The sequence below is a fragment of the Candidatus Zymogenus saltonus genome, from assembly GCA_016929395.1.
GTDB lineage: Bacteria > Desulfobacterota > Zymogenia > Zymogenales > Zymogenaceae > Zymogenus > Zymogenus saltonus.
This window is the reverse complement of the sequence record JAFGIX010000038.1, coordinates 1-24,950: the sequence shown is the minus strand read 5'-3', so window position 1 is coordinate 24,950 and position 24,950 is coordinate 1. Positions and strand designations below refer to the sequence as shown.

The 24,950-nt window shown below is 50.1% G+C and carries 23 protein-coding genes; 13 read left to right on the top strand and 10 right to left on the bottom strand.

Features of this window, described 5'->3' with window-relative positions:
* Nucleotides 1-171: 171 nt before the first annotated feature.
* The 9 genes from JW984_07805 to JW984_07765 form a co-directional block, all read right to left on the bottom strand.
* Nucleotides 172-579 carry a hypothetical protein gene (locus JW984_07805; protein MBN1573083.1) on the bottom strand — a complete coding sequence of 136 codons (408 nt, stop codon included), beginning with the start codon at nt 577-579 and terminating at the stop codon, nt 172-174.
* A gap of 186 nt (nt 580-765) precedes the next feature.
* Complete coding sequence (locus JW984_07800; GenBank protein ID MBN1573082.1) at nt 766-1,983, bottom strand: aminopeptidase P family protein; 1,218 nt, start codon at nt 1,981-1,983, stop codon at nt 766-768.
* Nucleotides 1,984-1,987: 4 nt separating this feature from the next.
* Entirely contained in the window at nt 1,988-2,725 is a 738-nt protein-coding gene (locus JW984_07795; GenBank protein ID MBN1573081.1) for an rRNA pseudouridine synthase, read from the bottom strand.
* Complete coding sequence (scpB, locus tag JW984_07790; GenBank protein ID MBN1573080.1) at nt 2,706-3,290, bottom strand: SMC-Scp complex subunit ScpB; 585 nt, start codon at nt 3,288-3,290, stop codon at nt 2,706-2,708. The genes JW984_07795 and scpB overlap by 20 nt, the downstream gene beginning before the upstream one ends.
* Before the next feature lie 20 nt (nt 3,291-3,310).
* Nucleotides 3,311-4,066 carry a segregation/condensation protein A gene (locus JW984_07785; protein ID MBN1573079.1) on the bottom strand — a complete coding sequence of 252 codons (756 nt, stop codon included), beginning with the start codon at nt 4,064-4,066 and terminating at the stop codon, nt 3,311-3,313.
* Between the two features lie 4 nt (nt 4,067-4,070).
* Nucleotides 4,071-4,784, bottom strand: coding sequence for a site-2 protease family protein (locus tag JW984_07780; GenBank protein MBN1573078.1), 714 nt, complete (start codon nt 4,782-4,784; stop codon nt 4,071-4,073).
* A 327-nt stretch (nt 4,785-5,111) separates the two neighbouring features.
* Entirely contained in the window at nt 5,112-7,769 is a 2,658-nt protein-coding gene (locus JW984_07775) for a CBS domain-containing protein (protein ID MBN1573077.1), read from the bottom strand.
* A gap of 88 nt (nt 7,770-7,857) precedes the next feature.
* The gene (locus JW984_07770) at nt 7,858-9,633 is read right to left on the bottom strand and encodes a transporter substrate-binding domain-containing protein (protein MBN1573076.1); all 1,776 of its coding nucleotides are present in this window, start codon (nt 9,631-9,633) and stop codon (nt 7,858-7,860) included.
* 46 nt (nt 9,634-9,679) lie between these two features.
* Nucleotides 9,680-10,843 (bottom strand): radical SAM protein, encoded by a 1,164-nt coding sequence (locus JW984_07765; protein MBN1573075.1) that lies wholly within the window; start codon nt 10,841-10,843, stop codon nt 9,680-9,682.
* A gap of 530 nt (nt 10,844-11,373) precedes the next feature.
* On the opposite strand from JW984_07765, the gene JW984_07760 reads away from it, so the two are divergent.
* The 10 genes from JW984_07760 to JW984_07715 all read left to right on the top strand — a co-directional run bounded on the left by JW984_07760 (nt 11,374) and on the right by JW984_07715 (nt 19,660).
* Nucleotides 11,374-12,312, top strand: coding sequence for an ATP-binding cassette domain-containing protein (locus JW984_07760; protein ID MBN1573074.1), 939 nt, complete (start codon nt 11,374-11,376; stop codon nt 12,310-12,312).
* 12 nt (nt 12,313-12,324) lie between these two features.
* Nucleotides 12,325-13,098, top strand: coding sequence for an ABC transporter permease subunit (locus JW984_07755; GenBank protein ID MBN1573073.1), 774 nt, complete (start codon nt 12,325-12,327; stop codon nt 13,096-13,098).
* Between the two features lie 5 nt (nt 13,099-13,103).
* Nucleotides 13,104-14,573 (top strand): GldG family protein, encoded by a 1,470-nt coding sequence (locus JW984_07750; protein ID MBN1573072.1) that lies wholly within the window; start codon nt 13,104-13,106, stop codon nt 14,571-14,573.
* Nucleotides 14,570-16,357 carry a DUF4340 domain-containing protein gene (locus JW984_07745; protein MBN1573071.1) on the top strand — a complete coding sequence of 596 codons (1,788 nt, stop codon included), beginning with the start codon at nt 14,570-14,572 and terminating at the stop codon, nt 16,355-16,357. The genes JW984_07750 and JW984_07745 overlap by 4 nt, the downstream gene beginning before the upstream one ends.
* 21 nt (nt 16,358-16,378) lie before the next feature.
* Nucleotides 16,379-16,702, top strand: coding sequence for a DNA-directed RNA polymerase subunit omega (locus JW984_07740; protein MBN1573070.1), 324 nt, complete (start codon nt 16,379-16,381; stop codon nt 16,700-16,702).
* Between the two features lie 3 nt (nt 16,703-16,705).
* The gene (locus tag JW984_07735) at nt 16,706-17,086 is read left to right on the top strand and encodes a hypothetical protein (GenBank protein MBN1573069.1); all 381 of its coding nucleotides are present in this window, start codon (nt 16,706-16,708) and stop codon (nt 17,084-17,086) included.
* 56 nt (nt 17,087-17,142) lie between these two features.
* Complete coding sequence (locus JW984_07730) at nt 17,143-17,322, top strand: hypothetical protein (GenBank protein ID MBN1573068.1); 180 nt, start codon at nt 17,143-17,145, stop codon at nt 17,320-17,322.
* Entirely contained in the window at nt 17,322-17,558 is a 237-nt protein-coding gene (gene yacG, locus JW984_07725; GenBank protein ID MBN1573067.1) for a DNA gyrase inhibitor YacG, read from the top strand. Before JW984_07730 ends, yacG begins: the two co-directional genes overlap by 1 nt.
* Before the next feature lie 774 nt (nt 17,559-18,332).
* The gene (locus JW984_07720) at nt 18,333-18,584 is read left to right on the top strand and encodes a hypothetical protein (protein ID MBN1573066.1); all 252 of its coding nucleotides are present in this window, start codon (nt 18,333-18,335) and stop codon (nt 18,582-18,584) included.
* A gap of 824 nt (nt 18,585-19,408) precedes the next feature.
* Nucleotides 19,409-19,660, top strand: coding sequence for a hypothetical protein (locus JW984_07715; GenBank protein MBN1573065.1), 252 nt, complete (start codon nt 19,409-19,411; stop codon nt 19,658-19,660).
* Nucleotides 19,661-19,884: 224 nt separating this feature from the next.
* Here the strand turns inward: JW984_07715 and JW984_07710 are convergent, their stop codons facing one another.
* Nucleotides 19,885-20,688, bottom strand: coding sequence for a hypothetical protein (locus JW984_07710; protein MBN1573064.1), 804 nt, complete (start codon nt 20,686-20,688; stop codon nt 19,885-19,887).
* Nucleotides 20,689-20,981: 293 nt separating this feature from the next.
* On the opposite strand from JW984_07710, the gene JW984_07705 reads away from it, so the two are divergent.
* The 3 genes from JW984_07705 to JW984_07695 all read left to right on the top strand — a co-directional run bounded on the left by JW984_07705 (nt 20,982) and on the right by JW984_07695 (nt 24,867).
* Nucleotides 20,982-22,574, top strand: coding sequence for a hypothetical protein (locus JW984_07705; GenBank protein MBN1573063.1), 1,593 nt, complete (start codon nt 20,982-20,984; stop codon nt 22,572-22,574).
* Between the two features lie 15 nt (nt 22,575-22,589).
* Complete coding sequence (locus JW984_07700) at nt 22,590-23,696, top strand: FecR domain-containing protein (GenBank protein MBN1573062.1); 1,107 nt, start codon at nt 22,590-22,592, stop codon at nt 23,694-23,696.
* Between the two features lie 436 nt (nt 23,697-24,132).
* On the top strand, nt 24,133-24,867 hold the full coding sequence (locus tag JW984_07695; GenBank protein MBN1573061.1) for a hypothetical protein: 735 nt from the start codon (nt 24,133-24,135) through the stop codon (nt 24,865-24,867).
* Nucleotides 24,868-24,950: the final 83 nt, after the last annotated feature.

Here is a 24,950-nt window from a genome sequence, read left to right as displayed (position 1 = left end):
ATAAAGGTTTGGGCATCGTTAAACAACGACAGGTGGTTTTAAAGCTCCGCATATAAAATACAAGACCTCCCCGGAATCGACATTGACACGTCCCTCAATCATATGTGATCGATCCCGTCCCGCTAAAACTAGCTACCCCAAAACGTTATTCAAACAGGCTGTCCGATCCCTTCATTCCATCTGACGCTGTTTTGACTTCACGATTTTTGCGAACTCCCGCGCCCTCGCCTTCGCCTCCACCTCTATCCGGTTTCCGTCGTAGCCGTTCTTCAGGTGGCTTGCTATGTAGATAAAGGGCATCCTTCCCCAGCCGAGCCTCCTCCACTGGATTACATGGTAGAGCTCCTCGGCCATGACGAGGGGGCTGTCCAAAAGGAACTCCGATCCCTCCCTCACGTTTACCGTCTCGCCTATGACTATTGCGGAGTAGTTGAAGGGGACGACGTAGGGGAGGATTCCCCCCCTGCGAAACCTCACCTTCGAGAAGTCGTGGCCGAAGTAATCGCCTATGGAGGAGATCAGCTCCCGGTTTGCGATAGGCGTTATGTCGGCTCCCCAGAGTTTTTCTCTCAGTCTCAACGGCATTGTCGTTATTTCACATTTGGCATTTGGCGGATATGGTTTGATCGAAATTAAGGCAAGGGGATGATTCTAATAAACCTCGTGAACAAATAGACGTTATCGGCTGTAAAGCGCCATTATAGTAAAAAAGTAAAACTAAAAAACTAAAAAACTAAAAAACATTTCCCCCGCTATATAGGCTTTCTACGGCTCGACCCTTATATCGACCTTTATGGGGGATATCGGCGCCTTCGTCAAGAGCTCCGGGCCGTCCGGGCCTATGAAGTAGCTGTTTTCCACCCCGACGGCGCCGATATCATCGAAGACGAACTTCGGCTCCAGGGCGATGACGTTTCCGACCTCGAGAATGTCTTTTCCCCCCCTCGATATCACCGGCAGCTCGTCCAGCTCCAGGCCTATCCCGTGGGCGACGAAGGGGACGTTTTTCCCCGGGAGTCCCATGAAGTTCTCGCCGAAGCCGGAATCGTCAGCCATCCTCTTTGCCTCCTCGTATATCTCCCCGGTCACCGCCCCCGGCCTTGCGAGGGAGACGATCCTTTTTTCAACCATAAGGGAACAGTCGTGCGCCTCCCTGGCCTTTTCCGGAAGGCTTTCGATGTAAAGCGTCCTGGCGCCGTCGGCGACGTAGCCCTCGTAGGCGCTCACCATGTCGACCAGGATAGCCTCGTTTTTCCCGATAACCTTCGCCGATGCCCCCTGGGGAAACGATGGGGAGAGTCCCGGGCCCGAGACCGGCCCGTCCAGCGTCGAGGTGACGGCGCCTGAAGTCCCCGAGAGCGCCACCCCGTAAAAGAGCTTCTGGTTAAAGCCCCGCATCCTGATTATCCCCTGGTGTCCAGATTTTCTGAAGAACGCCTCTATCCCGGCGGCTATGTCTATCTCCCTCGCCCCGGGCGTGAAGAGGGAAGGCAGGGCATTGAACATCTCGGTGTGCATCTCCCCCGCCTTTACCATCAGCTCCCTCTCCACGGGCGATTTGACCGACCTGATCTTCCTGATAATCGAGGAGGCGTCGGCGAACTCCATCTTTGGAAAAAGTTTTTTAAGATAAAGGTAGTTCTTGACCGGAAGGACGTCGAATTCGAGGCCGATCCTCTTGAGGTTCTCGAATCCGCCTTCTCTCAGAGCGTCCGGGAGGAGCTTGAGGCCTCTTAGGGGGACGATGTTCGGAAACCTCGACTCCGCCCTCGCCCTCTCGAAGTCCCTGATGACGTAAAAAACCCCCTCGCCGTTGCCGGAGATGAAAAGCGCCCCGCTCTGGGCGGTGGAGGTGAAATAGTATATGTCGCAGTCCTGGAGTATCAAAAGCCCGTCCAGGCCCGCCTCGGATACGGCATCAGCGGCAACCTTCGAGCGGCGGGAGAGCTCATCGGCCGTAAAACCGGACAATCTGTTCGTCATAGACTTATCTTTCTCTGTCGAGTTTGAGGGATTTCAAGAGAGACGCGGTCTCGTCCTTTGTCAGCTTTCTGATTTCGCCGGGGGAGAGCCCCTCGAGGTAGAGGGGGCCGATCGATATCCTCCTTAACTTCAGAACGCGCATCCTGAAGTAGCGAAACATCTTCTTTATCTGCCGGTTTCTCCCCTCCATCAGCGTGACGTCGTACCAGGAGTTGTTGTCGGTGACTTTCAGGGGGACGATCTTCGCCGGCAGCGTTTGTTTGCCGTCTATAGGGATTCCCTTTCGGAACTTTTCGAGATATTTTTTTGAGAGCGACCCGGAGACCTTGACCTGGTAGGTCTTCGGGAGCTTAGTCTTGGGGTGGGTTATGAGGTTCGCAACATCGCCGTCGTTGGTGAGAAGGATAAGGCCGTCGGCGTCGTAGTCGAGCCTCCCCGCCGGAAAGACCCTGACGGAAAGACCCGACGTGTAGTCGGAGACCGTGATCCTCCCCTCCGGGTCGGTCATCGTGGAGACCACCCCCTTCGGCTTGAAAAATAGGTAGTAATGTTTTTTCTTTACGGCGGAGAGCTCCTCGCCGTCCACGCAGATCGATTCGCTCTTCGGGTCGACGGTAAGTCCCATCTCGGTGACGACGCTTCCATTGACCGTGACTCTGCCGCTTCTGATAAGCTCATCGGCGCCTCTCAGTGACGAAAGCCCGGCCCTCGATATGACCCTGTTAAGTCTGATCTTCTTCATCTGGAAAGAGGAACTCCTTCTGCTCTTCTATCTCCCCTTCGGTGAAGAGGTCCCCGGTCTCCTTCAGGGTGGGGAGAGACTTTAAATCCTTAAGGCCGAACGTCTCCAAGAACTCCTGGGTGGTGCCGTAGATTATCGGTTTTCCTATCACGTCCCTCTTGCCGAGGATCTTTATCAGCTTTCTGTCCAAAAGTACCTTTACGACCCCACCGCAGTCGACGCCCCTGATGCGCTCAATGTCCGAGCGTATGATCGGCTGGCGGTAGGCGATGATGGAGAGCGTCTCCATCGCCGCCCGGGAAAGCTTCTTCGGCCTGGAGTCGAGCATCTCCTTGACGAAGGGGGCGAATTCGGGCCGCGTCCTGAACTGGAAGCCCCTGGCCACCTCGGCGATAAATATCCCCCCGCTTCCCTCATCGTATATCTTCTTGAGGTCATCGATGGCGTCCCTTATCTCCTTGTGCTGGGCCTCGGGCAGGACTCTTTTTATATCATCTATCCTCAACGGTTTTTCCGAGGCGAAGATAAGGGCCTCGACTATCCCGATAAGCTTTTCCCTTTCCAATTTTTTAAAACCCCGATAATTTATTCATCTTGGCCATCTTGGCTTATTGCTATCGCGCTGAAGATCCGTATGGTGCCGAAGGGCTGCGCCTGGTAGATCCTGACGATCCTCTCCTTTATGAGCTCGAGGAGCGCAAGAAACGTAACGACAATGATTATCTTCTCCACCCCCTGCTCAAAGAGATCCTCGAAGACCACTTCCCCCCGCTCCGTAATAAACTCCGAAATCTCCGCCATCCGCTGTTTCAGGCTGAGCTCCTGAATATTTACTTCGTGGACCGTGTCCTTGGGGGCCTCCATCAGGACCTTCCTGAAGGCCGCGACGAGCTGATATATGGTGAGGTCCTCCATGACCTCCTCCCCGCCGTCCAGGGAGACCTCCGCCCCCTTTAAAAAGACGTCTCGCATCAAGACGTCGAATTTGTCGAGCTTTTCCGCCGCCTCCTTGTATTTCTGGTATTCGATGAGCCTTAACGCCAGCTCCATCCTGGGGTCTTCTTCCTCCTCTTCGTCTTCGGACGGCAGGGGCGGGAGGAGCATCTTCGACTTGATGTGCGCCAGGGTCGAGGCCATGACCAAATAGTCTCCGGCCACGTCGAGGTTCAATACCTTCATCAGCTCCAGGTGCTCAATGTACTGCTGGGTGATCTCGTGGATGGGGATGTCGAAGATGTCGTACTCGTTTTTCTTTACAAGGTAGAGGAGGAGGTCAAGGGGCCCCTCGAATATCTCGAGCCTTACCCTGTATGTCTCTCCCTCCCAGAATTCCTCTGCCATATATTTATCCCCCTAGACCCAACAGCTTGCTCGCAATCTCACCGCCCAGCATGATATACGAGATTAAAAAAATTGCAATCCCGAAGACCTTGTTGAGGGGCGTCAGGAACAGGAGCCCGATCACTATGAAAATCCCGAACGGCTCGACGCGGGAGTAGTTCTCCGCCGCCTTGTCCGGCAAAAGCCCGACAACGATCCTCCCGCCGTCCAAGGGGGGCACCGGCGTCAGATTGAATATTCCCAGGACCACCGAGAGGATATACGTGTAGAGGAGTATCGTGACCCCGGTCGTTATGAGTGACTGGGGGAATCCTACCTGGGAGCCGAGATCAACGGCGGGATAAAAAATAAATATCGCCCTTAAAAAAATTGCCGCGATGATTGCGATCATGAAGTTCGACGCAGGGCCGGCCGCCGCCACGAAAATCATATCCCTTTTCGGGTTCTTGAGGCGAAAGAAGTTGACCGGAACCGGCTTTGCGTAGCCGAAGAGGAAGGGGGAGTTTATCGCCAGGAGGAGGAGCGGTATGATGACCGTCCCCATAGGGTCTATATGGGGGATCGGGTTTAAGGTCAGCCTCCCGCTGTCTCTGGCCGTGGTGTCCCCCAGCTTCAACGCCGCGTAGCCGTGGGCCACCTCGTGAAACACCACCGCCACGAAGATTGGGATCACCCAGAGAAGCGCCTTTCTTATTATCTCCAATATATCAAAACCCATCGATATTCGGTTTAGCCTCCTTTTTTGTTCGCAATCTCAAAGATAGAGAGAAGTTTTTACGACCATAGGTCGAAGTTGTCAATCAAAATCAAATATTATGCCATAAAAACGCAGCCGATGAAATCAAAAAATAATTGTTTTATTTAAACGGCAGAAATTGTTTTGCCCCTGCTCTCACCCTTCAGGTAACCCCGACGTTCACCAACCGGCATTTTCAACCTGAATCAAAATATCAACGCCAAAACTGGATACTAAACTCACAGGTTAAGACGGCAATTTCCCGGACCACATGGTATTTAACAACTCTTCCTTTGACACCAACCGGCTTTAAGCCCTCGGGATATTCACGCCCAGCGTCTCTTCGGGCGCTTTGGTCTCCTCCTCCTTTTTCGCCTTCTTGGGGAGATACTTCTTTTTCACGTATTCGATCTCCGATTTCTTCCCGTCCAGTTTGCCGTCCAGTCGGAGCATCAAAAGCTCGTTCAGTATCTCCCCAAACAGCTCTCCCGGCGTAAGGCCCAGCTTTACGAGGTCCTTTCCCCTCGTCTCTACCCTGACGTTTCTTGAGGTCGTGATAAACCTGGAGATATAGAGCCTGGTTTTCTCCCTCGTGGATATGGCCAGCATAAAGAGGAGCGTCACGAGCTTTAGGTCTTTAAGTATGTTGTAAACGGTGCTGGGGGAGACATCCTTTGCGAGGGCCAGCCTGTTCATGGCGGAGGCGGCGCCGGTGAGCTCCGCGGTGATGGTTCTCATTTCGCTAGTGGAGGTCATCATGCGGGTAAGTAGGTCATCCCTCTGGCTTTCGTTTAATTCGTATGTTAGCGCATAAAAGTATAGCCGCCTCTTGTCGTACGGTTCATCCATGAAGAGGAGGTCATACCATGATGAGACCTCCTTTATCCTGTTGAAGATTTTCTTCATCGACTTGTCGGCCTTGATGTCCGGGTGGATGAATTTCAGAAGGTCGAAGGACGCGAGCCTCTCTATTGTTAGGTACGGCTCCTCCTCGTCGAAGATCAGCATCATCTCCGTGTAGAGGCGCTTTCCCTTGAGGTGCTCGAACACGTTTATCTTGACGGCGTTTTTGATCAGCTTTTCGGTCTGCTTTCCGATGTGATAGTTGAACCGTTGCTCGAAGCGGATCGCCCTGAAGACCCTTGTGGGGTCTTCCACGAAGGAGAGGTTCTGGATGACCCTGATGGCCTTGTTCTTGAGGTCCCTCAACGCGCCGAAGAAGTCTATGAGGATTCCAAATCCCCTCGGATCGAGCTTGACCGCCAGCGTGTTGATGGTGAAATCCCTCCGGTAGAGGTCGAGCTTTAGGGTGGAGCCCTCAATTATCGGGAGTGACCCGGGGGAGCGGTAATACTCGGTCCTCGCCGTCGCCACGTCCACCTTGTAGCCGTCCGGATATATCACTACGGCCGTGCCGAATTTCTTGTGGGTTCTGATTTTGACCCCTTTCTCCTTTTCAAGATGCCTTGCCAGGGCGATGCCGTCCCCCTCGATTACGACGTCTATGTCGAGGTTTTCCCGCCTGAGCCATAGGTCACGGACAAATCCCCCCACGACGTAGGCGTTAAATCCGAGATCGCCCGCCGTCGTTCCTATCTCCTTCAATATCTCCATTACCCTCGGGGGGAGTCTCTCCTCCATGAGCTTTACGACCGACCGGGTCCTGGCCATCGAGCTTTCCTCCAGGGTCTCTTCAGGAGAGTGTCCCCTGGGCCCGGCGCCGTAGTAGAGGGCGCGAAGGAGGTCGGTCCTCGTTATCGCACCCAAAAGCTTCCCGTCCTTGACCACCGGGAGGAACCGCTGGTTCCCATCGATTATCAGTCCCTGGATCTCCCGTAGGGGGGCGTTTGGGCCTACCGTTGCAAGCTCCGTGTTCATGAATTCCTTTACCGGAAGCTCACCGAGGCCGTGAACGTTGCCCCGCTCGATGGTCTGCCTCGATATGGTGCCGGCCAGACGCCCCTTTTTATCGACTATCGCCAGGACGTTGACGTTGTAGCGGGATATGACCTTTCCCGCGCCGCTGACGGTGATGTCCTCCTTAACCGATTTTACGGGAAAGGACATGATGTCCGACGCGATGCGGACCGGATTGACGTTCTCCCTTAAGACCTGGACCAATTTCTCCGCCGCCTCGACCAGGGTCAATCCCTTTATTGATGCGGACGCCGCGGTGGGATGTCCACCGCCTCCGAACAATGCGGCTATCTCCCCCGCATCTACCTCGTCTATCCTGCTTCGTGCAACGAGGTATATCCTGTCGCCCAAGAGCGCCAGGACGAAGAGGACGTCGATATTTTCGATGTCCTTGACCTTGTGGACGAGGATCGCGAGGTCTCCCACGTAGGACTCGGAGGCTACGGTGATTATCGTGATGTCGATCCCGTTGATGTTGTAGACCTTCTGGTTTTTGAGAAGCTCTCCCAGAAGCTCGATCTGCTCCGAGGTGAGCTCCCTTGTGAGCATATCAGAGACGGTGTTAAGGTTTGCCCCGGCTTCGAGAAAGAAGGCGGCGGCCTTAAAATCGTCCACGGTGGTGGACGTAAACGTGAGGGAGCCGGTGTCCTCGTATATCCCGAGCATCATGATTGTGGCCTCGTCCGGGGTAACGTGGACATTCCACTCCTTGAATATCTGTGCAAAGATCGATACGGTGGCCCCCACCTCCCTGATGATCTCGAAGGAGCCGGAGATATCCTTGCTGTCGACCGGGTGATGATCGTAGATATGGATGTCGACTCCCTTTTTGCCCACCAGCTCCTTGAACGGGCCTATCCGGTCGCTCTCGGAAATGTCCACGAGGATGAGCCTCGTGACCTTTTCGAGGTCGATATCCTTGAGCCTGGCGAAATCGAAGACGTAAAAAGTGGAATTGATGAGGAAATCCCTCAAACCCTTTTCCTGAGAGCCGGAAAAAGCGAGCACGGCCTCGGGATAGAGCTTCTTTGCGGCCATCATTGACGCCATGGCGTCGAAGTCCGCATTCAGGTGGGTTGTGATGACTTCCAAAGGGATAATCCCGCTTTCAAAAAATCGATTTCAATCCTGCCGTCTGCTAAAACTGAAAGATCCTCTTGATGAGACCCTTTTCGCCGAACCATTTTTCCGAAAGCCTTTCGAGCGTCCCGTCTTCTTTCATGGTCTTTATGGTCCTGTCTATCTGGGCGAGGAATATGTTGTCCCCCGGCTTTGCCATTCCCACGGCATAGGGGCTTATTATTACAGGCTTTTCGACGATCATCAGGTCATACTTGCTCAACGGGCCGTTTATGAAATAGCCGGCTATCTCCTTGTCGCAGATGACCGCGTCGACCTCACCCAGGGCAAGTCCCGAGAGGGCGTATCCCGATCCCTTGTAGGCCTTGGAGAAGATTCCGGGTATCTTCTGGAGGTAGCTCTCTTCGACGCCCCCGGCGTTTACGCCGACCGTTTTAGAGAAGAGATCCGAGATTGCCTTGGGGGAGGTGTCTTTGTCGGGCACGACCAGGACCGATTCCGAGACGCCCCAGGGCGCCGTGGTGATAAAGGAGCGGGTCCTCAGTCTGTCGAGCATCAGCATCGCCTCGATGTCGGAGCGCTCCGCCTCAAGGCCCGAGGGGGTTCTCTCCCCCAAAAAGGAGTTGAATTTCACGTCAAGCCCCATGCGGCGCCCCACCTCCTTCATTGCGTCGATGATATATCCCTGGGATCGACCCTTCTCATCAATAAATTGATACGGCGCCATGTTCGGGTTATGGGAGACGTAGAGGATCTTCTTTCTCCTCTCGTCCATGTAATCGGGGACCTTGACCTTGCCCGCCTTCATCTGCTCTTTTCTGTTCAATATCCTGCTCGACTTGTCCTGACCTATGATACCGCTCGTCACGATATCGAGGCCGCCGTTTTCAAATCCCATCAGGTAGACGCCGCCGGCAAAGCCCCCAGACAGAGCGTCCGATAACAGCCCCTTGATCGCCACGTCGAATCGGTTAACGACCGACGCCGCCGCCGAATTGGGTGCGATATCCGACCTGTCTCCCCCGAGCCCAACGACATAAATCCCGGCCTTCTTCGCAGCGTAGACGGCCCCCATGGACGCCGGACCGGAAACGGCAAACAGGACATCCGCTCCTCTGCTCGAAAGCCTGAGAGACTCCTCCATTATCGCGTCCTCTTTGAAGAGGACGGAGGAATCGCGCCCCTCCGAGATGTATTTCACTATCACTTCCGCCGCTGGATTGGCGTCATTTACCCCAGCCGCAAACCCCCTCTCGTACCTCAATATCGGCGAGAACTCGGCGCCCCCGAGAAAACCCACCTTGCCCGTCTTTGTCACGGTGCCGGCGGCGTAACCGGCCATGTATCCAGCCTCGTCCTCCTCGAAGATTACGGAGGCAAGATTGACGAGGGGCACGCCCTCGGCGCCGATGAGGATAAAATTCACTCCCGGATTAGAGACGGCGGCGTCGCTTATGGCGCCGGCCATCCCGCCTTCATCCGAGGCTATTATCAGCGTCACTCCCACTTTGATAAGGTCTTTTACGGTTTCATCGACGTAAAGATTCAGACGGGGAGCGCGGATTATTTCGATCTTCTTCTCATCCTTGAGGGCTGTAAGCGCCTTGAATACTAAGTCGTTGTACTGACTCCCCACCATTTTCTTGCTCTCCATTATCCAGCCCACCTTAATCGGTTTTGCGGCTTCTGTCTCTTCGGCGTACGCAAACGGGGCCGAAAAGAGGGAGAAAAAAAGAACCAGTGCGATAAAAAATTTGAAACGGTTCCGGTTTATATCGTGGTTCATTTCATGGTTCATTTGGTGGTTCATTTGGTGGTTCATTACGTGCTTCATTAATATTACCTCCACTTTTATGACTGATATTTTAAAAACTTAAAACTTAGATATAGGAGTTCATGAGTCCCCGGAGGGTGCCTTCGATGTCGCCTTCAGCAGATGCCCGGAGGCGATTCATCACCCTCTCGGCCCTCTCCCTTAAGTCAATATCCAAAAGATCTCTTGTGCTCCTCATGAATCCCGCCCTCCTTCCGATCCTGTAGAGGAGCCTGTCGTCGTCGTCAAGCTCGAGATAGGAGTCGATCACGCCGAGCATTTTTTCTTTGTCCTCGGGGAGCTTCCCCTCGACCTCCTCCAAGAGGTTAAGGATATGGTCGCTCACGATGTGGCTCTCGATTCCCTCGAGGTTCTCCACGAAGAGCCTGATCTCCCGGGCGGTCTCGTCGTCAGAGAGGAGGGAAAAGCGTCCCTCCTCGATATCCTTCATGAGGGGCATAATCTCGTGGACGTGAAGCGACCTGATCCTGATGAAATGGGGGTCGATCTGGTTCAGGACCCTCGCGCTCTCGACGGCGTGTTCATGAGTCCACTCCCTTCCGCCGAGCCCGGGCATGACGTACTCGGAGAGCTCAAGCCCTGCGTCGACGACATTCCTCCCGCCTAAAACGTGCTGTTTCGCCGTGGTTCCCTTTTTCACGAATTCCAGGACGTTGTCGGAGCCGCTCTCGAATCCGATGTGGACCCTGGTTAGCCCCGCTTCTTTAAGCATCTTAAGGTCTTCCAGCTTCATCCTGGCAACAGTCGCCGAGCGGGCGTAGGTCGTGATCCGGTCTATATCGGGAAACCTCTCCTTTAAGTGGGCCAGTATTTCGAGGAGGTCCGAAGGCTTCATGATAAGGCTGTTTGCGTCCTGGAGGAAGACGTTCTTCCCGCCGTTGTATAGCCAGAAGGCGATATATTTTATGTCCTCGCCCAAGCCCAGTCCGCCGGAGAAGACCCTCCTGGCGACGTTATCGGTAACCTCACCGGCGTATCCCATCCTGAAGGAGAGCTCCTTTATGGCCCTGGAGATGTCGAAAATCGTATCTATGTCCGCCTTTACATCTTCGACGTACCTTATGGAGAACTTCGTCCCCTTGTAGACCGGGCAGAAGGTGCACTTGTTCCAGGGGCAGTTTCTCGTCAGGCGGATCAGAAGGCTCCGCGCCTCGCTGGGGGGTCTTATCGGGCCCTTCTCGAAGCCGTTGAATGTCCTTGAAATTACCATAATCAATAAAGTATAGCAGACTTGGATACATTATGTCAATTAAGCTTTTCTCCCTTTGGCTTCAATCTCTATTTAGCCGGCATAAAATCAGGATGTCAAGAAGGTTTTTCAACGCCCAGGGGAGACCGTTTCGGGGTAGGTCCGGTTTTTGCCCCAGGAGACTGCCTGTGAATTTCGTTTACGAAAAATATTTTGAGACAAATTGTATAGAAAAAGGTATTTCCAACGTAATTAATCCTTGACTAAAGCTATAATTTCTAATATAATAAACTATTTATGAATTCTTTTAGATGAGCCGGGTCTCTTGATTCGGTTTTTCCCGGGGGTAGAGGGTGAAAGGAGTTGGGGGGTGTAAGCTCTGGCCGTCTCGGCGGCATGTAGTATCCTCCAGATTAACCGGAAAGACCGACCGGGGACTGTTTCGGCCGTCGAATCTCCATATGTGCCCACAGTCAGTATTCGAGAGAAATCACTTTTTTAAGAAAAACCTGTTTCTTTAGTTTGTCCAGGAGCCAAAAAGGGAGTTTTCCATGGATATGATTACCGTTTCAAATGTGTCCAAGTTCTACGGCCCCACAAAGGCCCTCGATAACATAAGCTTTACCGTCAAGAAGGGGGAGGTCCTCGGCTTTCTCGGGCCTAACGGCGCCGGGAAGACGACGACCATTTCTATTTTGACCTGCCTCTTTCCCCCCACCGAGGGGACGGCCACGGTGGCGGGATACGACATCTTCAAAGACCCGATCGAGGTGAACAGGAGCATCGGCTACGTCCCTGAGAGCTTCTCCCTCTACACCGATATGAGGGTAAAGGAGTACTTGAGGTACGTTTCTGAGATCAAGGGGATACCGAGAAAGGAGATAGCCGGGAGCATAGAAAAGGTCGTCGAGGAGACCGAGACGAAAGACGTTTACACCAAAGGGATAAAGAAGCTGTCCAGGGGATACCTCCAGAGGGTGGGTGTGGCCCAGTCGCTTTTGGGGGACCCCCCTGTTTTGATCTTCGATGAGCCGACCATCGGCCTCGACCCGATGCAGATCATCTCCATAAGGAACCTGATCAAGTCCCTCTCCGGCGATCGGACGGTGGTACTGGCAAGCCACATCCTCCCCGAAGTCAGCCAGGTAACCGAGCGGGTGATCGTCATAAAGGGCGGCAAGCTCGTCGCCATGGACACGCCGAAGAACCTGATGAAAAGCGTCAAGGCCACAGGAAGGATAATCGTAACGGTTGACGGCGATGAAACCAAGGTGGAGAAGGCCATTAAAAAGGTGGACGGCGTCAAGAGCGTAAAGAAGGTTTCTGATTCACCGGCCGGGAGCACCTATCACGTAGAGGTGGACCAGGATAAGGATATAAAGGGGGCGCTCTCCCGTGCTGTAATCGAGGGGGGATTCAACCTCGTCGAGCTCAGGCTGGAGGACGTGACCCTTGAAGATATCTTTATTAAACTCGTCACGGATAAATAGGAGGTTTAATCGATGCTGCGTATTTGGGCCCAATATAAAAAGGAGATGCGTACATATTTCACCTCGTCGGTGGCATATGTAATCCTGACCATATTTCTCCTGATAAGCGGTTTTTTCTTCACGAGTATTGTGATTTCCTACAGCACCAATAGTATGCAATTCGGCAATTTCCCTCAAGCCCAGGCGTACCTGAATATCGGTCAATCCGTCTTGAGGTTCCTGTTTCAAAACCTGGCGGTCATCATGTTGTTTTTCATCCCGATCCTCACGATGAGGCTTATATCGGAGGAGAAGCGCTCGGGGACCTTAAAGCTGCTCCTGTCGTACCCGATAAGGGACGTCGAGGTGCTTCTGGGTAAGTTTTTCGCCGTGGTCAGCATATTGGCGATGATGTACCTCCTTACGTTTCCATACGTCATATTCCTCTTTGTCTCCACATCGCCCGAGGTAGGCCCGTTCGTTACGAACTATCTCGGAATAATACTGATGGGAACGGCGTTCATCTCGCTGGGGATCTTCGCGTCGGCCGTCACTGAGAGACAGGTCGTCGCAGCGGTTATCTCGTTCGGCGCCCTGATCATGTTTTGGGTAATAAATTGGATGGAGAACAAGGCGGACCAGCTTCTGAGTAAAATTCTGGAAGACATCTCGATATTTACCCACATGGAGAATTTCACGAGGGGGATAATCAACACCCATGACATCGTCTACTATCTCCTCTTTACCGGCTTTTTTCTTTTTCTCGCGCTGATGGCACTGGAATCGAGAACCTGGAGGAGCAAGTAATGGATATGAAAAAAACTATACAGAGTATTAAGGGGATAATATCAGATTTGAGAGAAAAATCCTCCCACGGCTTGACGAGGAGCAGCAAGTATGGAATGAGCACCGCGGCGGCAATCCTGCTGGTCATCGGGATCGTCGTCTTCATAGAGGTTATCTCGTACAACAACAACAAGCAGTTCGACCTGACCAAGGACAAGAGGTTTACCCTGTCGCCCCAGACCGAGAAGATCATGAAGTCCCTCGAAGACAACTTGGAGGCCGTCGCCTTTTACTCCACGGACGATCCTACGAGGATTGAGGTCGAAGAACTCCTGAAGCTTTACAAGTATGCTTCCGAGGGGATGTTCGATTACAGCTTTGTGGACATGGACCTGAAGCCAGCCGCGGCGCTGGAATACAATATACATGAAAACGAGTCCGTCGTGTTCAAATACGGCGACCGTCATGTGAGCGTTCGCGTTACCAAAGATGAAATCTACGACGAGGGAGAAAAAAAGCTCACGAACACCATCCTAAAGGCGATATATACCAAAAAGAAGGCGATCTATTTCTTGACTCAGCACGGCGAGCGGGACATCGATGGCACCGAATCCCGAGATTACAAGAAAATACGCGAGGTCTTGGAGAATCAGAACTACAGCGTGAACAAACTGGATCTCTTGACCAAGGCCGAGGTCCCCGAGGATGCGTCCCTCCTCGTTATCGCGGGGCCTAAGACCAACCTGTTCGAGGAGGAGCTAAAGAGCATAAACAACTACCTCGAGAAGGGCGGGAGCCTTCTCGTTACCCTCGATGCGGAGTACTACTCGCCCAGCCTCGAAAAATATCTTGCAGGTCTCGGGGTCAAGACGGAAAAAGACATCATCATAGATACTGAATCGAGGGTCCACGGCGGGGATTATACGATTCCCCGGGTAGAGATCTACCTGGCCCACCCCATAACGAAGGACTTCGATATCCCTTCATTCTTCTTCTTGGCCCGCTCCATCGAGATCGACAAGGATGCAGAAAAATCATCCGGCTGGGACTTCAGCTACATCGCAAAGACGGGGAAGAACAGCTGGGGCGAGACGAACATCGGGGAGATAAACAAGGGAAAGGCGTCCCTCGACAAGGATAAAGATATAGTCGGCCCTGTGCCGGTTGTGATTGCTGGAGCGAAGGAGATTGAGAATGTTGACGAAGAGGAAGAGGCAAAAAAAGAGGCGAAGATGGTCGTCTTCGGGGATTCCGACTTTGTCAACAACTCCTTCTTCATAAACGAGGGGAATATGAACCTCTTCGTGAACTCGGTGAACTGGCTTTGCGACGTGGAAGAGCTGATCTCCATACTGCCCAAGGACAAGAAGGTTGACACACTCATCCTGGCCGGGAAAAAGGACGAAGTTTTTCTGCTCCTCTCGTCCTTTTTGGTTCCGCTCCTCCTGATCATCACGGGAACCGCGGTTATTATTTTCAGGAGACGGAAGGCATGAGACCCAGAAACCTGCTGTTAATCTTTGCGATATTTGTTTTTGTCGTCTCCTTCTACTTCGTCTTCGAGCGGGTTTACGTCCCCAAGAAGGAGGCCAAGGAGGAGAGAGGGAAAAAGGTCTTTTCCTTTGATCTCGATGACGAGATCGATGAGATAGTAATTGCAAAGAAGGGGGCCAAGATCGTCCTCAAGAAGGAGGAGGGGAAAAAGGAGCGGTGGATAATAACGTCGCCGGTGAAGAGTGATGCGGATTCGGCGGAGGTCATCTCATACCTCGCAAAGGGACTCGACGCCGAGAGGCAGAAGGAGATCGGGGCGGAAGGCGAGATGGAATCGGACCTTTCCGATTTTGGGCTGAAAAAGCCGAGGCTCTCCCTGACCCTGAAGATGAAAGGGAAGTCTCAAACCCTGCATATGGGAAACTTTACCCCCACCGACGATTTCGTCTACGCCAAGAGGGCCGGGGAAGACAAGATATTCACGGCGAAGAAGAGCGTCTTCACCGACCTCGACATCGACCTCATCCAGTTGAGGGAGAGGGGGCTCGTGGCCTTTCCCATGAACGTGACCAGGGAATTCAAGGTGGAGAGGGGCGGAGAGGTCGTCAGGGTAAACCGGGAGGCCCTAGGCTCCTGGAAGATAGTCGAGCCTATCGAGTTTGCCGCAGACAAAGAGGTGGTCAAGGAGATTTTGAACTTCATCTACGATTCCAAGGCACAGAAATATCTTGATGAGGAAACGCCCGACCCGGGGAAATACGGCCTCGACGACCCCCGGATTATCTTTACGGCCGTGGACAAGGGGGGGGCGATTTCGGTATTGAAGATCGGGAAAGAAGACGAAGAGGGCAACTACTACGCAAAGCTCGAGGGGCTTCCCTGGGTCTTTACGGTAAAGGAGACGGTCAAGAACAAGCTTACCCTCTCGGCCGAATCCGTCATGGAGAAGGTCATCCTGGACTACATTGTGGCGGACGTTTCCGGTTTTACCGTAACGGCGGGGGAGGTCAAGATCGAGTGCAGGAGGGCGGATAAGTCCTGGGAGATCGTAAAGCCCGAAAAGACCCTCGGAGACAAGGCCGCCGTCGACAACCTGCTCTGGGATTTCAAGGACTTGAATTTTATCGATGTCGTCGAGAAGCCGGCGGCAAATCTAAAGAAATACGGCCTCGACAAGCCGGCCGTGGTACTGAACGTTGTGTATTCCAAGGAAGGCGAAAAGAAGAAAATAAAGAGGAAGGTCATGATAGGGAAGGTCGAGGGGGAGACTGGTTACGGCTATTCCGAGGGGCTTTCCGATGGCGGGGAGTTTGTTTTCACCTTTCCGGCCGAGAAGATCGAGAACCTGACGCCGACGTTTTTCGGTCTCAAGGACAAGTCCCTGTTGAGGTTTGAGAGGGACGACGTCGAGCATCTGGAGATCGTCTGGGATTCGGAGACTTACGAGTTCCAGAAGAAGAGGGGAAAGTGGAAGGTGGTCTCGCCCGAGGACAAGAGCGTGGAGTCGGACGACGTGAAGTACCTCCTGGGGACCATAAGGGATCTGGCCTACTTCGTGGTGATTTCATCGGGCAAAGACAAGAACGGTTTTGGCCTGAACAAGCCGAAGAAAAAGATAACACTTAAGGGCGATAACGGGGAGGAGATGGGCGAAATAATATTTGGGAAGGTCAACGAGGAGGACGGATATGTTTCGGCGGCCTCTTCGGCCCAGAAAGGCGTATTCGGTGTAAAGCCGGACCTCGTTAATGAGCTCGGCTCCGAGATTGAAGATTTAATGAAATAAATTAAATAGGGGGGAATAAAGGTGGCAAGGATTACGGTGGAGGACTGTCTGGAGGAGGTGGAAAACCGCTTTCTCCTCGTGCATCTGGCGGCAAAACGCACAAAACAGCTTAAGAACGGCGCCGGACAGATGATAGAGCCCACGGACAACAAGGACGTGGTAAATGCATTGAGGGAGATCGCCGCGGGCAAGGTAAGTTTCGAGAATATAAACGAGTTGAATGTTCCGAAGAGGGATCCCTTCGACTCATATGTCGAAGAGGAGAGAAAAGAGGATCTTGATGATTTTCCGGAAGACTCCCTCGAAGAGTCTTTGTATCCGGACGATAACGAAGAGGATGAATAAGCCGTGGGTTCGTTGAATCCCTTGAAGAAGGGGCTCCTCCTATACGGGGACGCCAGGAGGGGCCCGGCGCAGCCGGAAGAGCTTCTGAAGTATGCGGAGCGTTATATGGAGGAGGGCGGACTTGCGGACGCCCTGAATTTCTACGATGCGGCGGGCTCCGATGACGGGATCCGCAAGATCATTTCAGCGGCGGTATCGAGCGGGGACTTCTTTCTTTATCGACGCGGATGCGCGCTTCTGGGAAGCGGGATGGACCGCGGGGAGTTGACAAACCTCGCCCAAAACGCAAAGGCTTCGGGAAAGCTCGTATTCGCCCGGGACGCCTACCGTGAGGCGGGGGACGACAAATCGGCGGGGGAGGTTGAAAAGTTGATGGAGGGTTAGCCTCTCATTATCTCAATTTATGACTTCGAGTATTTTTGCAGATGTTGTGGAGGGATTTGTGGAATAATGGAGGGAGCGCGCAAATAGGGGAGGGCGCGGCGACGATGGGGGGCAGGGGGATGAGGCGAATCGGGGAGGGGGGATGGAAGGAGGTTTCTTTTCCGGTCTGGGAGATGATAAAGGGCGGACAATGTGAGGGGCGGGGGATGTGGGGGCGGAGGATAAGATGGATTTAATGGATGAAGGTGGAAGAATAGCAAAGTGTCCCGTCTGCGGCAAGAACGCACTGAATCCGTTTCGCCCTTTTTGTTCGGAGAGGTGCTGTCTGATCGACCTGGCCCGCTGGTTTGGAGAATCTTACCGGATAGAGACTGAGGAGCGCCTCGACGGTCCTGAAAGTGAATCGATAGAATCCGCGAGTATGGGGGAAGAAAGCTGGAGGCCGCTCCATTTATCGAAGCTCCTTTTTTAAAAAAACCAATCAATATGCTGTCATTCCCAACGAGATAGAGGAATCCGGAAGGATATTTATTGGATTCCCGTTTGCAAGGGAATGACAAAGTATAGTATTCACTGGATCCCCGCTTTTCAAGAGAATCTATACTGTCATTCCCAACTCGATTGGGAATCCAGAAAGATATTCACCGGATTCCCGCTTCCCAAGGGAATAAAATTACCGGCCTAAAAATCGACTCTTTTTCGTCAAATTGTACAATTTAACCGCGCAGGGTGTATCTGAATGCTGTTATTCAACTGCGAGAGTAGTTTTATTGATTTACGATTAAGAACCGTTTAAGATACTCGACGTAAAAAGGTACTATTCGTAATCTACTCGAATTCCGCCCTTTTTTATGTAAGGAATGTGGATTTTTTTGTCATAAGTGACAGAGTATTGTCATGTGATCGAGGGAGGTGAAAAATATTTATCACCATGTATCCTGCTGATATTATTGACTAATATTGAAATCGTTGCATTATTTGCTTATTAAAGCCGCAAAATATTTGTCGTTCGCTGATCCAAAATACCACGCTCTTTTGAAAGGGGAATTGTACCCGCCAAATTGTCTTGGGTGCGTAAACGCCCGTAATTATTAACAGAATAAACCTTCCTTTCGATGGTTTCACTTCGGCGTTGACCTGATTGAAGCAATGGCACATAAATTGCACTTCTCTTTGCTATTTATTAATGTCTAATCCAGAGGCTCAATCGTTCTAAATTTATTTTGTTCCAGAAAAGGATTTTTAAATGGCTAAAAAAAATTGCTGGGAAGTAATGAAATGCGGGAAGGAAGAAGAATGCCCCGCGGCAAGAATCGGGCGGGGAATAGGTACACACGATGGTAAGAACAGGGGGAGATTCTGCTGGACGGTTCATGATACACTCTGCATGGATAAGGCTCATGGCAGTTTTGCGGAAAAAATAAGGATATGTGTTAATCAATGCAAGTTTTACAAGCAGGTAAAGTCTGAAGAAGGCACCAACTTCATCTTGCAGTAAATATGTAGTCGTAATCTCAATAAATGTTAGATACCGCATGGTCTAAAATAAAAAGAGGCGGTAAAGAGTTAAAAAAATGATCGATTTACGGTTTCCAATTTGGCAATTTGATATAAGGGCGGGGCGAGGCGGCGGCGGGAGATTGCTGGGTGTTTTTTGTAAAATAGAGTCCTGGATGTTTGCGGGGAAGGCATCAAGAACCGAAAGGTGTTCCTGTTGATAAGAGACTCATCAAGGGATGGCGGGCAATAAGGGGGGAGATTTCTAAACTGTACGTGCCTTAGATCTTCACTATATTCGGTCAACTCTATATTTTCAGATAGTGCTTCGGAAATAATAATCTTGGATGCGGCCTTATTATCTTTCTATCAAAGGATAAAGATAACAGCGATGCAGTTTTTGAGTCGAAGTAATATCGAATGCCCGGATGAATGACAAAATTAGTCATGAATCTATTCACGCCCACACATATCTCGGAGGATAAGGAGCGTTTTTTACCTTAAGGTGTAGAATTACTGTCAAATGTCTTAAGAATTGTAGGATATTGTACGTTATGTAAATATATGATTTTATTACTGAAAAAGAAAAAAGTGAAAAAAAGTAAAAAGATAATGTAAAAAAATGGGCATTCGGACCTCTTTCATACGATTTTCATCAAATACTGGGAATACGTTCTTTCGATGCATAAGTATTAGAAATCATTACATTTACGGCAAGAATTCTCTGTGAAGCGAGAGGTGTGGGCAATGGCATAGATATTGCGTAAATACGTCCAACAGTAGTAAAAAAAGCTGAGTTTAAAGAATATTATAGGAGGATCTAAAATGGCTAAGGTAAACTGTTGGGAGATACTGCAGTGTGGAAGATCACACGATTGCCCGGCGGCAAAGGTAGGACAGGGTGAAGGTATGCATGGTGGTTCAAAAAGGGGAAGGTTTTGCTGGACGGTTGCGGGGACCCTTTGCCGCAATGAGGTTCAGGGTGTTTACAAGGACAAGATCAAAAGGTGTGTTAACCACTGCGAGGTTTACAAGAAGATAAAGGATGAAGAGGGCGGCGACTTCTCAATGCATTAACTGCAAAATCTTTTCTGTTGCCGACTGAAATACGGGGAAGATCGTCAGTAAAGTCCGGTTTGAGCACCTTTTTGATGATCGTCTTTTCTCTTTGAACGGGACAAATCAGAAGAAGATTGCAAAAATAAAAATAAAACTAAACCCCCTTCCGTAAAAAGAAGGGGGTTTGTCAATGATCTGGGGGTTTTATAACCTCCTTTTTGATTTTCATGGTTTTTTGGACATTACGGTGTCACCCTGAAAAAGCAGTTCCCCTCGATCCCCTCATCCAACAGCTTTACCTCAAGCTCGAAACTGCCGGGACTGACGAGGTTGCCGCTGTTGTTTCTCATATCCCAGCTCCAGGAGCCGTTGTAGCCCACAGGCATAGGATCCGGGATTCCCGCAGGCCTCGAGTTGTGCGTTGAGCAAGCCACCGGGCCGGAGCTTTCGCTGCGGTAGATGATCCATGTAACCCTCGAGGTGTCAAGCTCCTTTGTTCCGTTGTTCTTGATCCTGAAGGTTACAATGCTCCCCTTTGTGTATGAATTCCTGTCCGATATGATCTTAATTTTTGCCGTTCCTCCCCCGCCGGCGGAGCCGCCTCCGATCTTGAATCCAGAGCTCACTTTGGTCTGGTTGTAGTTCATCTGGGGAAGGTCGATGTGAACCTTTATCCTGTATGTCCCCGCGGGCTGGTAACTTCCCTCGTTGTCTCTCATGTTCCACGACCATTTCGCAACCTCGCCGGGATTCAGGGTGTCCGGGGTTCCCGGGGGCTTCTTCGGCTCGCCGGTGTAGACCTCCCTGCCGGCCCCGCCTTCCCTGCTCTCCACCATCCACCACATGTGTTTCAGATTCATTGGCTTGGCGCCGGTGTTTTTGAGATGAATGCGGACGGCGGAGTGCTCACTGTAGTTTGTTTTATCCGTTGTTACGTTGAAATCGTAATTTGCCGCCAAAGCTGAAAGGGAGAAGATCAAGATCAGTGCAAGGGAGAGGAGAGGGAGAGAGAAAAGGACCTTCTTGTCTGAAATCAGACTTTTCATCTGTTCCTCCTTGAAAAAAAAGTAAAATAGTCAAATTTTATATATGATATAAGAAGTAGGGAAATAGTGCAACAAATATTTCTGGATTTTAATATTGCTTGGCAGGATATTATGTGATAACCATCACATACGAGGGGAGGACCGCCTTTTGCAGAATGCGTTGATGATATATTGCATATATGATAATATGTACAACGATTTATTCCTAATCATAAATTATGAAAAAATCCTGTTTTGTAATCGCCTATTTTCTTTTCACTTTTGCCTTTGTCCTTAATTCCGCCGCTTGGGAGATGGAAGGCGGAAGGCTTAAGGTTGAGGGGGATTACTCCATCGACGTCTATTACGACCACGTCTACGGAAACGCGGCCAAGTCCTCCAAGGATATCGACCTGACGAAGAAGGAGAGTTACCACTACACGGAACAAATCGGCATCCATTTAGGGACGGCGATCAAAGATGACCTCAATCTAAAATTCGACTTCACGGGCAGGCACAGCACGGATAAAAACGTTCAAGCCCATCGCTATGAGCTTGTAAAGCTGTATCTAGGCCTTACGGGAGAAGGATATGAGCTTGCCGTGGGAGACCTTGCGGAACTATATTCCAACTACACCTTTAATACCACTTTTTTCGGCCTTAAGGCCTCGTACAATCCTGTCGACTACATTACCGTCAAAGCCCTTGCGGGAAGAAACAAGATCAGGAGGGACGATCAGTACGAGCAGGTCTTCGGCGGCGGAATGGTATCATTTGACCCCAATCCCAACTTGAACTTCAATGCCTCTTTTATGCACACGGAGATAACCGACCTTTATCCGAACGCAACGGAGTCCAACTACAGAAACGACGTATGGTCCCTTGGATCTGCGATAAACCTGTTTGAAAAAAGGTTGGCCCTCGCCGGGGAGGTCGCCTTCTGCGAGCACATTGTTGACAGGCGTGATCCTCTGACGGAAAGGTTCGACGGCTTTTCAACTTGGGCAGTACTGATTTTAAAGCCTGCAGGGGAAGATCTGACGTTATCATTTACCCACGAATACGTGGAGCCGGATTTCAAGGCGGTCATGGGAACGCACAATACGGACAAGGAGACCTTTCTCTTATATGCGGATTACAAGCCCTCCGATTTTTTTCAGTTCATCTCTTATTACCAGTTCTACAGGGATTGCCTCACAGATAAATCCCCGAAGTTTTACCGCACCGATACCCACGACGCCGGGGCCGAATTTACAATCAGGCCCTTTACCGGCATCGATTACGGCTATTTCAAGAATCTTAACCTGCTCTATAAAATGTATTACACATACGATAAATCGGAGGACAGACCCGAGAGCGTCAACAGGCAAAATATCAGAGCCGAGATAGGAGCAGAGAACTCCATCGAGAAGTACTGGGGAAAGACGGGATGGACCATGGGCCTCGGGCTCACCTACGATATTGATCACAGACTTCACGCCGAGGATTCCCTCACCACCAATATCAATTCGACACTCAATCTGTCCACCGATGCCTACGGCTTCGACTTCGCTTTCAACCTGGGATTTTCAGTCGAGTTTACGGACACCTACGTCGAGTATCCCAAAAATACCTTTACGAAGACAACCGCAGCGCTCGCCTCCGGTATTGTGGTTACAAACAACAGGTGGCTGCCTTATAAAACCGTCCTTGGGATTGAATTCGCCGGGACCTTTATTGACGAAGACATCAGATACGACTCGATGGAAAACGATACGACAATTTTTTTGAGTCAGGTTCTCTTTAAGAAAAAGAGTCTTGTTTCGACGATAGGGTTGAGCTATTCAAACAAGGACTGCAGATCTCAGAATCCGGCCGATCGCTACGGCCAGGATGAGTACAGGGTAAACTTTGAAATAAAATTTTGACTTCAAGGCGATAAAATGGGAAATCACAAAAACTACGGCCGGATAATCTTAAAGCTCCTTACACCGCTGATTATTTTTAGTGCCCTGATACAGTTTTTACCCGACCCTGTTATTGCGGTAGATATGAAACCGGCAAAGTCCAGGGTAAAAGGTATCTCCAGGCCCGAGGCGGGAGAGGTAACAATCGAGAGGGACGGCAACCGGGAAATCCTATATAGGTGTGAGAGGGTCAAGGAGAACGAGTCCATTCGAGTCGGTAAAGGGGGCTGGGTGGAGCTCAGATTCCTCAATAAAGGGGATAGAATAAGGATGGAATCCCACTCCGGCATTGCTATTGAGAAAATGGTGAGGGGCGATAAGGAGAAGGCCGTCAATGCCCTGTTGATCCTCAATCACGGTTCGTTGAGGGCAAGATTGGACAAGGGTTTCGATTCGACCTTCACGGTAAGGACGGGAAACGCCGAAGTAACGGTGGAAAAGGGGGATTGCATCATTCGGTATGATGATTCATCGAGGAGGTCACTTATCGTGGTGAAGGCCCTTTATGATGGGGGCTCGGTTCTGGTAAATACCACAGATAAGTCTAGTAAGGACGCCGTCGGCGTTCCCGAGGGAAAGAAGATTGAGATAATCGGAGAGGTAGAGGGCTTCGAGGTCAAGGATGCGGGTATTGAGCTCGCCCTGTTCGGAAAAACCATGAAGTTTGTCGATGAAGAGGGTTATGGGGCGGTCAAGACAACGCCCAAGAAATTGGGAATAAGGGGAGAAAAGCCGTCCATAGATGTTAAGGGCGAGGCGGAGAGCTTCACAAGAAAGTTTGTTGATAATCTTAACGCTGAGAGCGTATCCGGCATAAGGGGGATGGTATCGGGAAGTTATTCTGGCAACATCGGTGGATATGGCAGCAGAACGGCCCTCATAAACGGCCTTAAGGAGCATTTTGACACGGGTAAAAGGTCAAGGCTGACCTATTCGGTGGGAAACGTCGGAAAAACTGATGAGGCGGGAGGGGGGATTATCATTGATGCGAGGATAGGCGGAAACAGCGTTAAGTTCTGGATCACAAAAGAGGGGGGCTCCTATTACCTCACCCACGCCGAGGGAGGGTGGTTCTACGAGTAAGGGAGGGTGAAAGAACAAAAGGCGGGTCGCAAAAAAGTTACGACACGCCCCTTTTTATCAGATTGGAAATCATCCCCGTCATCTGTTTGGCTACTGCAATCGATCTTTCAAACGACCCGTTCTCTAAAAAATCCTAACTCCTTAAGATTATTAGAGATAAGTAAATCTTTTAAGAATCTTTAAAAAAAGGTGAAAAATCTTCCGTCAGTTTGAAGAAAATAATATATAATAATGTAGGAGTTTAATGGGATTTGCTTTATTAAGTTAATAGTATAGTATAATTTTTTAGGAGTTAAAAATTGTCTGATAGGGAATTTGAAATAAACTTTCTCCCATACATTAAAATTAAAGAGGATTTAAGAATAGGAGATATTGTTTTTTGGAACTTCTATGAAAAAAGGATGATTATATAAAAGATAATGAAATCAGAAATCATGTGGAGAAAATATTAAAACAATACGTTAACCCCAAAAAAAAGACGAAATTATCGAGTTTTTCAAAAAATGAATCAGAATCACTATACACTGAAGGTAGAAAAGTTTGTGACGTAACAATAGTATCTTTTGGTCATTGTAATAACTTTAAAAAACTTACAGAAACACAAAGAAAGAAGATAAGAGACTCTACTACTATTCTTTGTTTTTCTACAATGGTTAGAAATTTAAAAAATAGGCAGTTTTTCCGTGACGATTTCAAACTCTATCACCAATATTTTACACTGGGTGTAAGTGATATTTCACTATCTTCAGGAAGTAATATCAATAAAATTTCTTACGGTTATCAAATAGAAGATCTTTTATTTATAAGACCATTCTATGTTTCAAGTGGCTGGGATATTGATTTTGACAAAAAGGTTTTAAGGGCACTTGAAAAACTTTTAGAAGATAGTAAAAAACAAGAGCTTTGTAGAAGAATTATTCGATCTATTGAATGGGTTTTATTTGCCCACAGAAACTTTGAAAATTTTAAAGATGAATCAAGGGTCATAATGATGAACAGCTCTTTTGAAATTCTACTAAATGGAGTAGTAAGAAGAAAACATTTCATTAATTTAATTAAACAACTAACCAAAAACACTTTTTATGGTACAAAGGAAAAAACAACAAGAAGAAGAATAAAACTAGAAAAAGGTGAAAAGGATGTAATTGAAAAGGACTATACTTTTAGATGAAAAAGTTACGATCTTACCTTACAGTTTAGTCGTTTAAAGAGAAGATATTTTATCATAGAAGAGCCATCCCCGAACTTTAATTA

What these genes read in the sequence shown, in the direction of transcription:
- JW984_07800 (MBN1573082.1), bottom strand. Translation starts at nt 1,983, where the DNA reads ATGACGAACAGATTGTCCGGTTTTACGGCCGATGAGCTCTCCCGCCGC.
- JW984_07795 (MBN1573081.1), bottom strand. Translation starts at nt 2,725, where the DNA reads ATGAAGAAGATCAGACTTAACAGGGTCATATCGAGGGCCGGGCTTTCG.
- JW984_07785 (MBN1573079.1), bottom strand. Translation starts at nt 4,066, where the DNA reads ATGGCAGAGGAATTCTGGGAGGGAGAGACATACAGGGTAAGGCTCGAG.
- JW984_07780 (MBN1573078.1), bottom strand. Translation starts at nt 4,784, where the DNA reads ATGGGTTTTGATATATTGGAGATAATAAGAAAGGCGCTTCTCTGGGTG.
- JW984_07775 (MBN1573077.1), bottom strand. Translation starts at nt 7,769, where the DNA reads ATGGCGTCAATGATGGCCGCAAAGAAGCTCTATCCCGAGGCCGTGCTC.
- JW984_07770 (MBN1573076.1), bottom strand. Translation starts at nt 9,633, where the DNA reads ATGAAGCACGTAATGAACCACCAAATGAACCACCAAATGAACCATGAA.
- JW984_07765 (MBN1573075.1), bottom strand. Translation starts at nt 10,843, where the DNA reads ATGGTAATTTCAAGGACATTCAACGGCTTCGAGAAGGGCCCGATAAGA.
- JW984_07760 (MBN1573074.1), top strand. Translation starts at nt 11,374, where the DNA reads ATGGATATGATTACCGTTTCAAATGTGTCCAAGTTCTACGGCCCCACA.
- JW984_07755 (MBN1573073.1), top strand. Translation starts at nt 12,325, where the DNA reads ATGCTGCGTATTTGGGCCCAATATAAAAAGGAGATGCGTACATATTTC.
- JW984_07750 (MBN1573072.1), top strand. Translation starts at nt 13,104, where the DNA reads ATGAAAAAAACTATACAGAGTATTAAGGGGATAATATCAGATTTGAGA.
- JW984_07745 (MBN1573071.1), top strand. Translation starts at nt 14,570, where the DNA reads ATGAGACCCAGAAACCTGCTGTTAATCTTTGCGATATTTGTTTTTGTC.
- yacG (MBN1573067.1), top strand. Translation starts at nt 17,322, where the DNA reads ATGGATGAAGGTGGAAGAATAGCAAAGTGTCCCGTCTGCGGCAAGAAC.
- JW984_07720 (MBN1573066.1), top strand. Translation starts at nt 18,333, where the DNA reads ATGGCTAAAAAAAATTGCTGGGAAGTAATGAAATGCGGGAAGGAAGAA.
- JW984_07715 (MBN1573065.1), top strand. Translation starts at nt 19,409, where the DNA reads ATGGCTAAGGTAAACTGTTGGGAGATACTGCAGTGTGGAAGATCACAC.
- JW984_07710 (MBN1573064.1), bottom strand. Translation starts at nt 20,688, where the DNA reads ATGAAAAGTCTGATTTCAGACAAGAAGGTCCTTTTCTCTCTCCCTCTC.
- JW984_07705 (MBN1573063.1), top strand. Translation starts at nt 20,982, where the DNA reads ATGGAAGGCGGAAGGCTTAAGGTTGAGGGGGATTACTCCATCGACGTC.
- JW984_07700 (MBN1573062.1), top strand. Translation starts at nt 22,590, where the DNA reads ATGGGAAATCACAAAAACTACGGCCGGATAATCTTAAAGCTCCTTACA.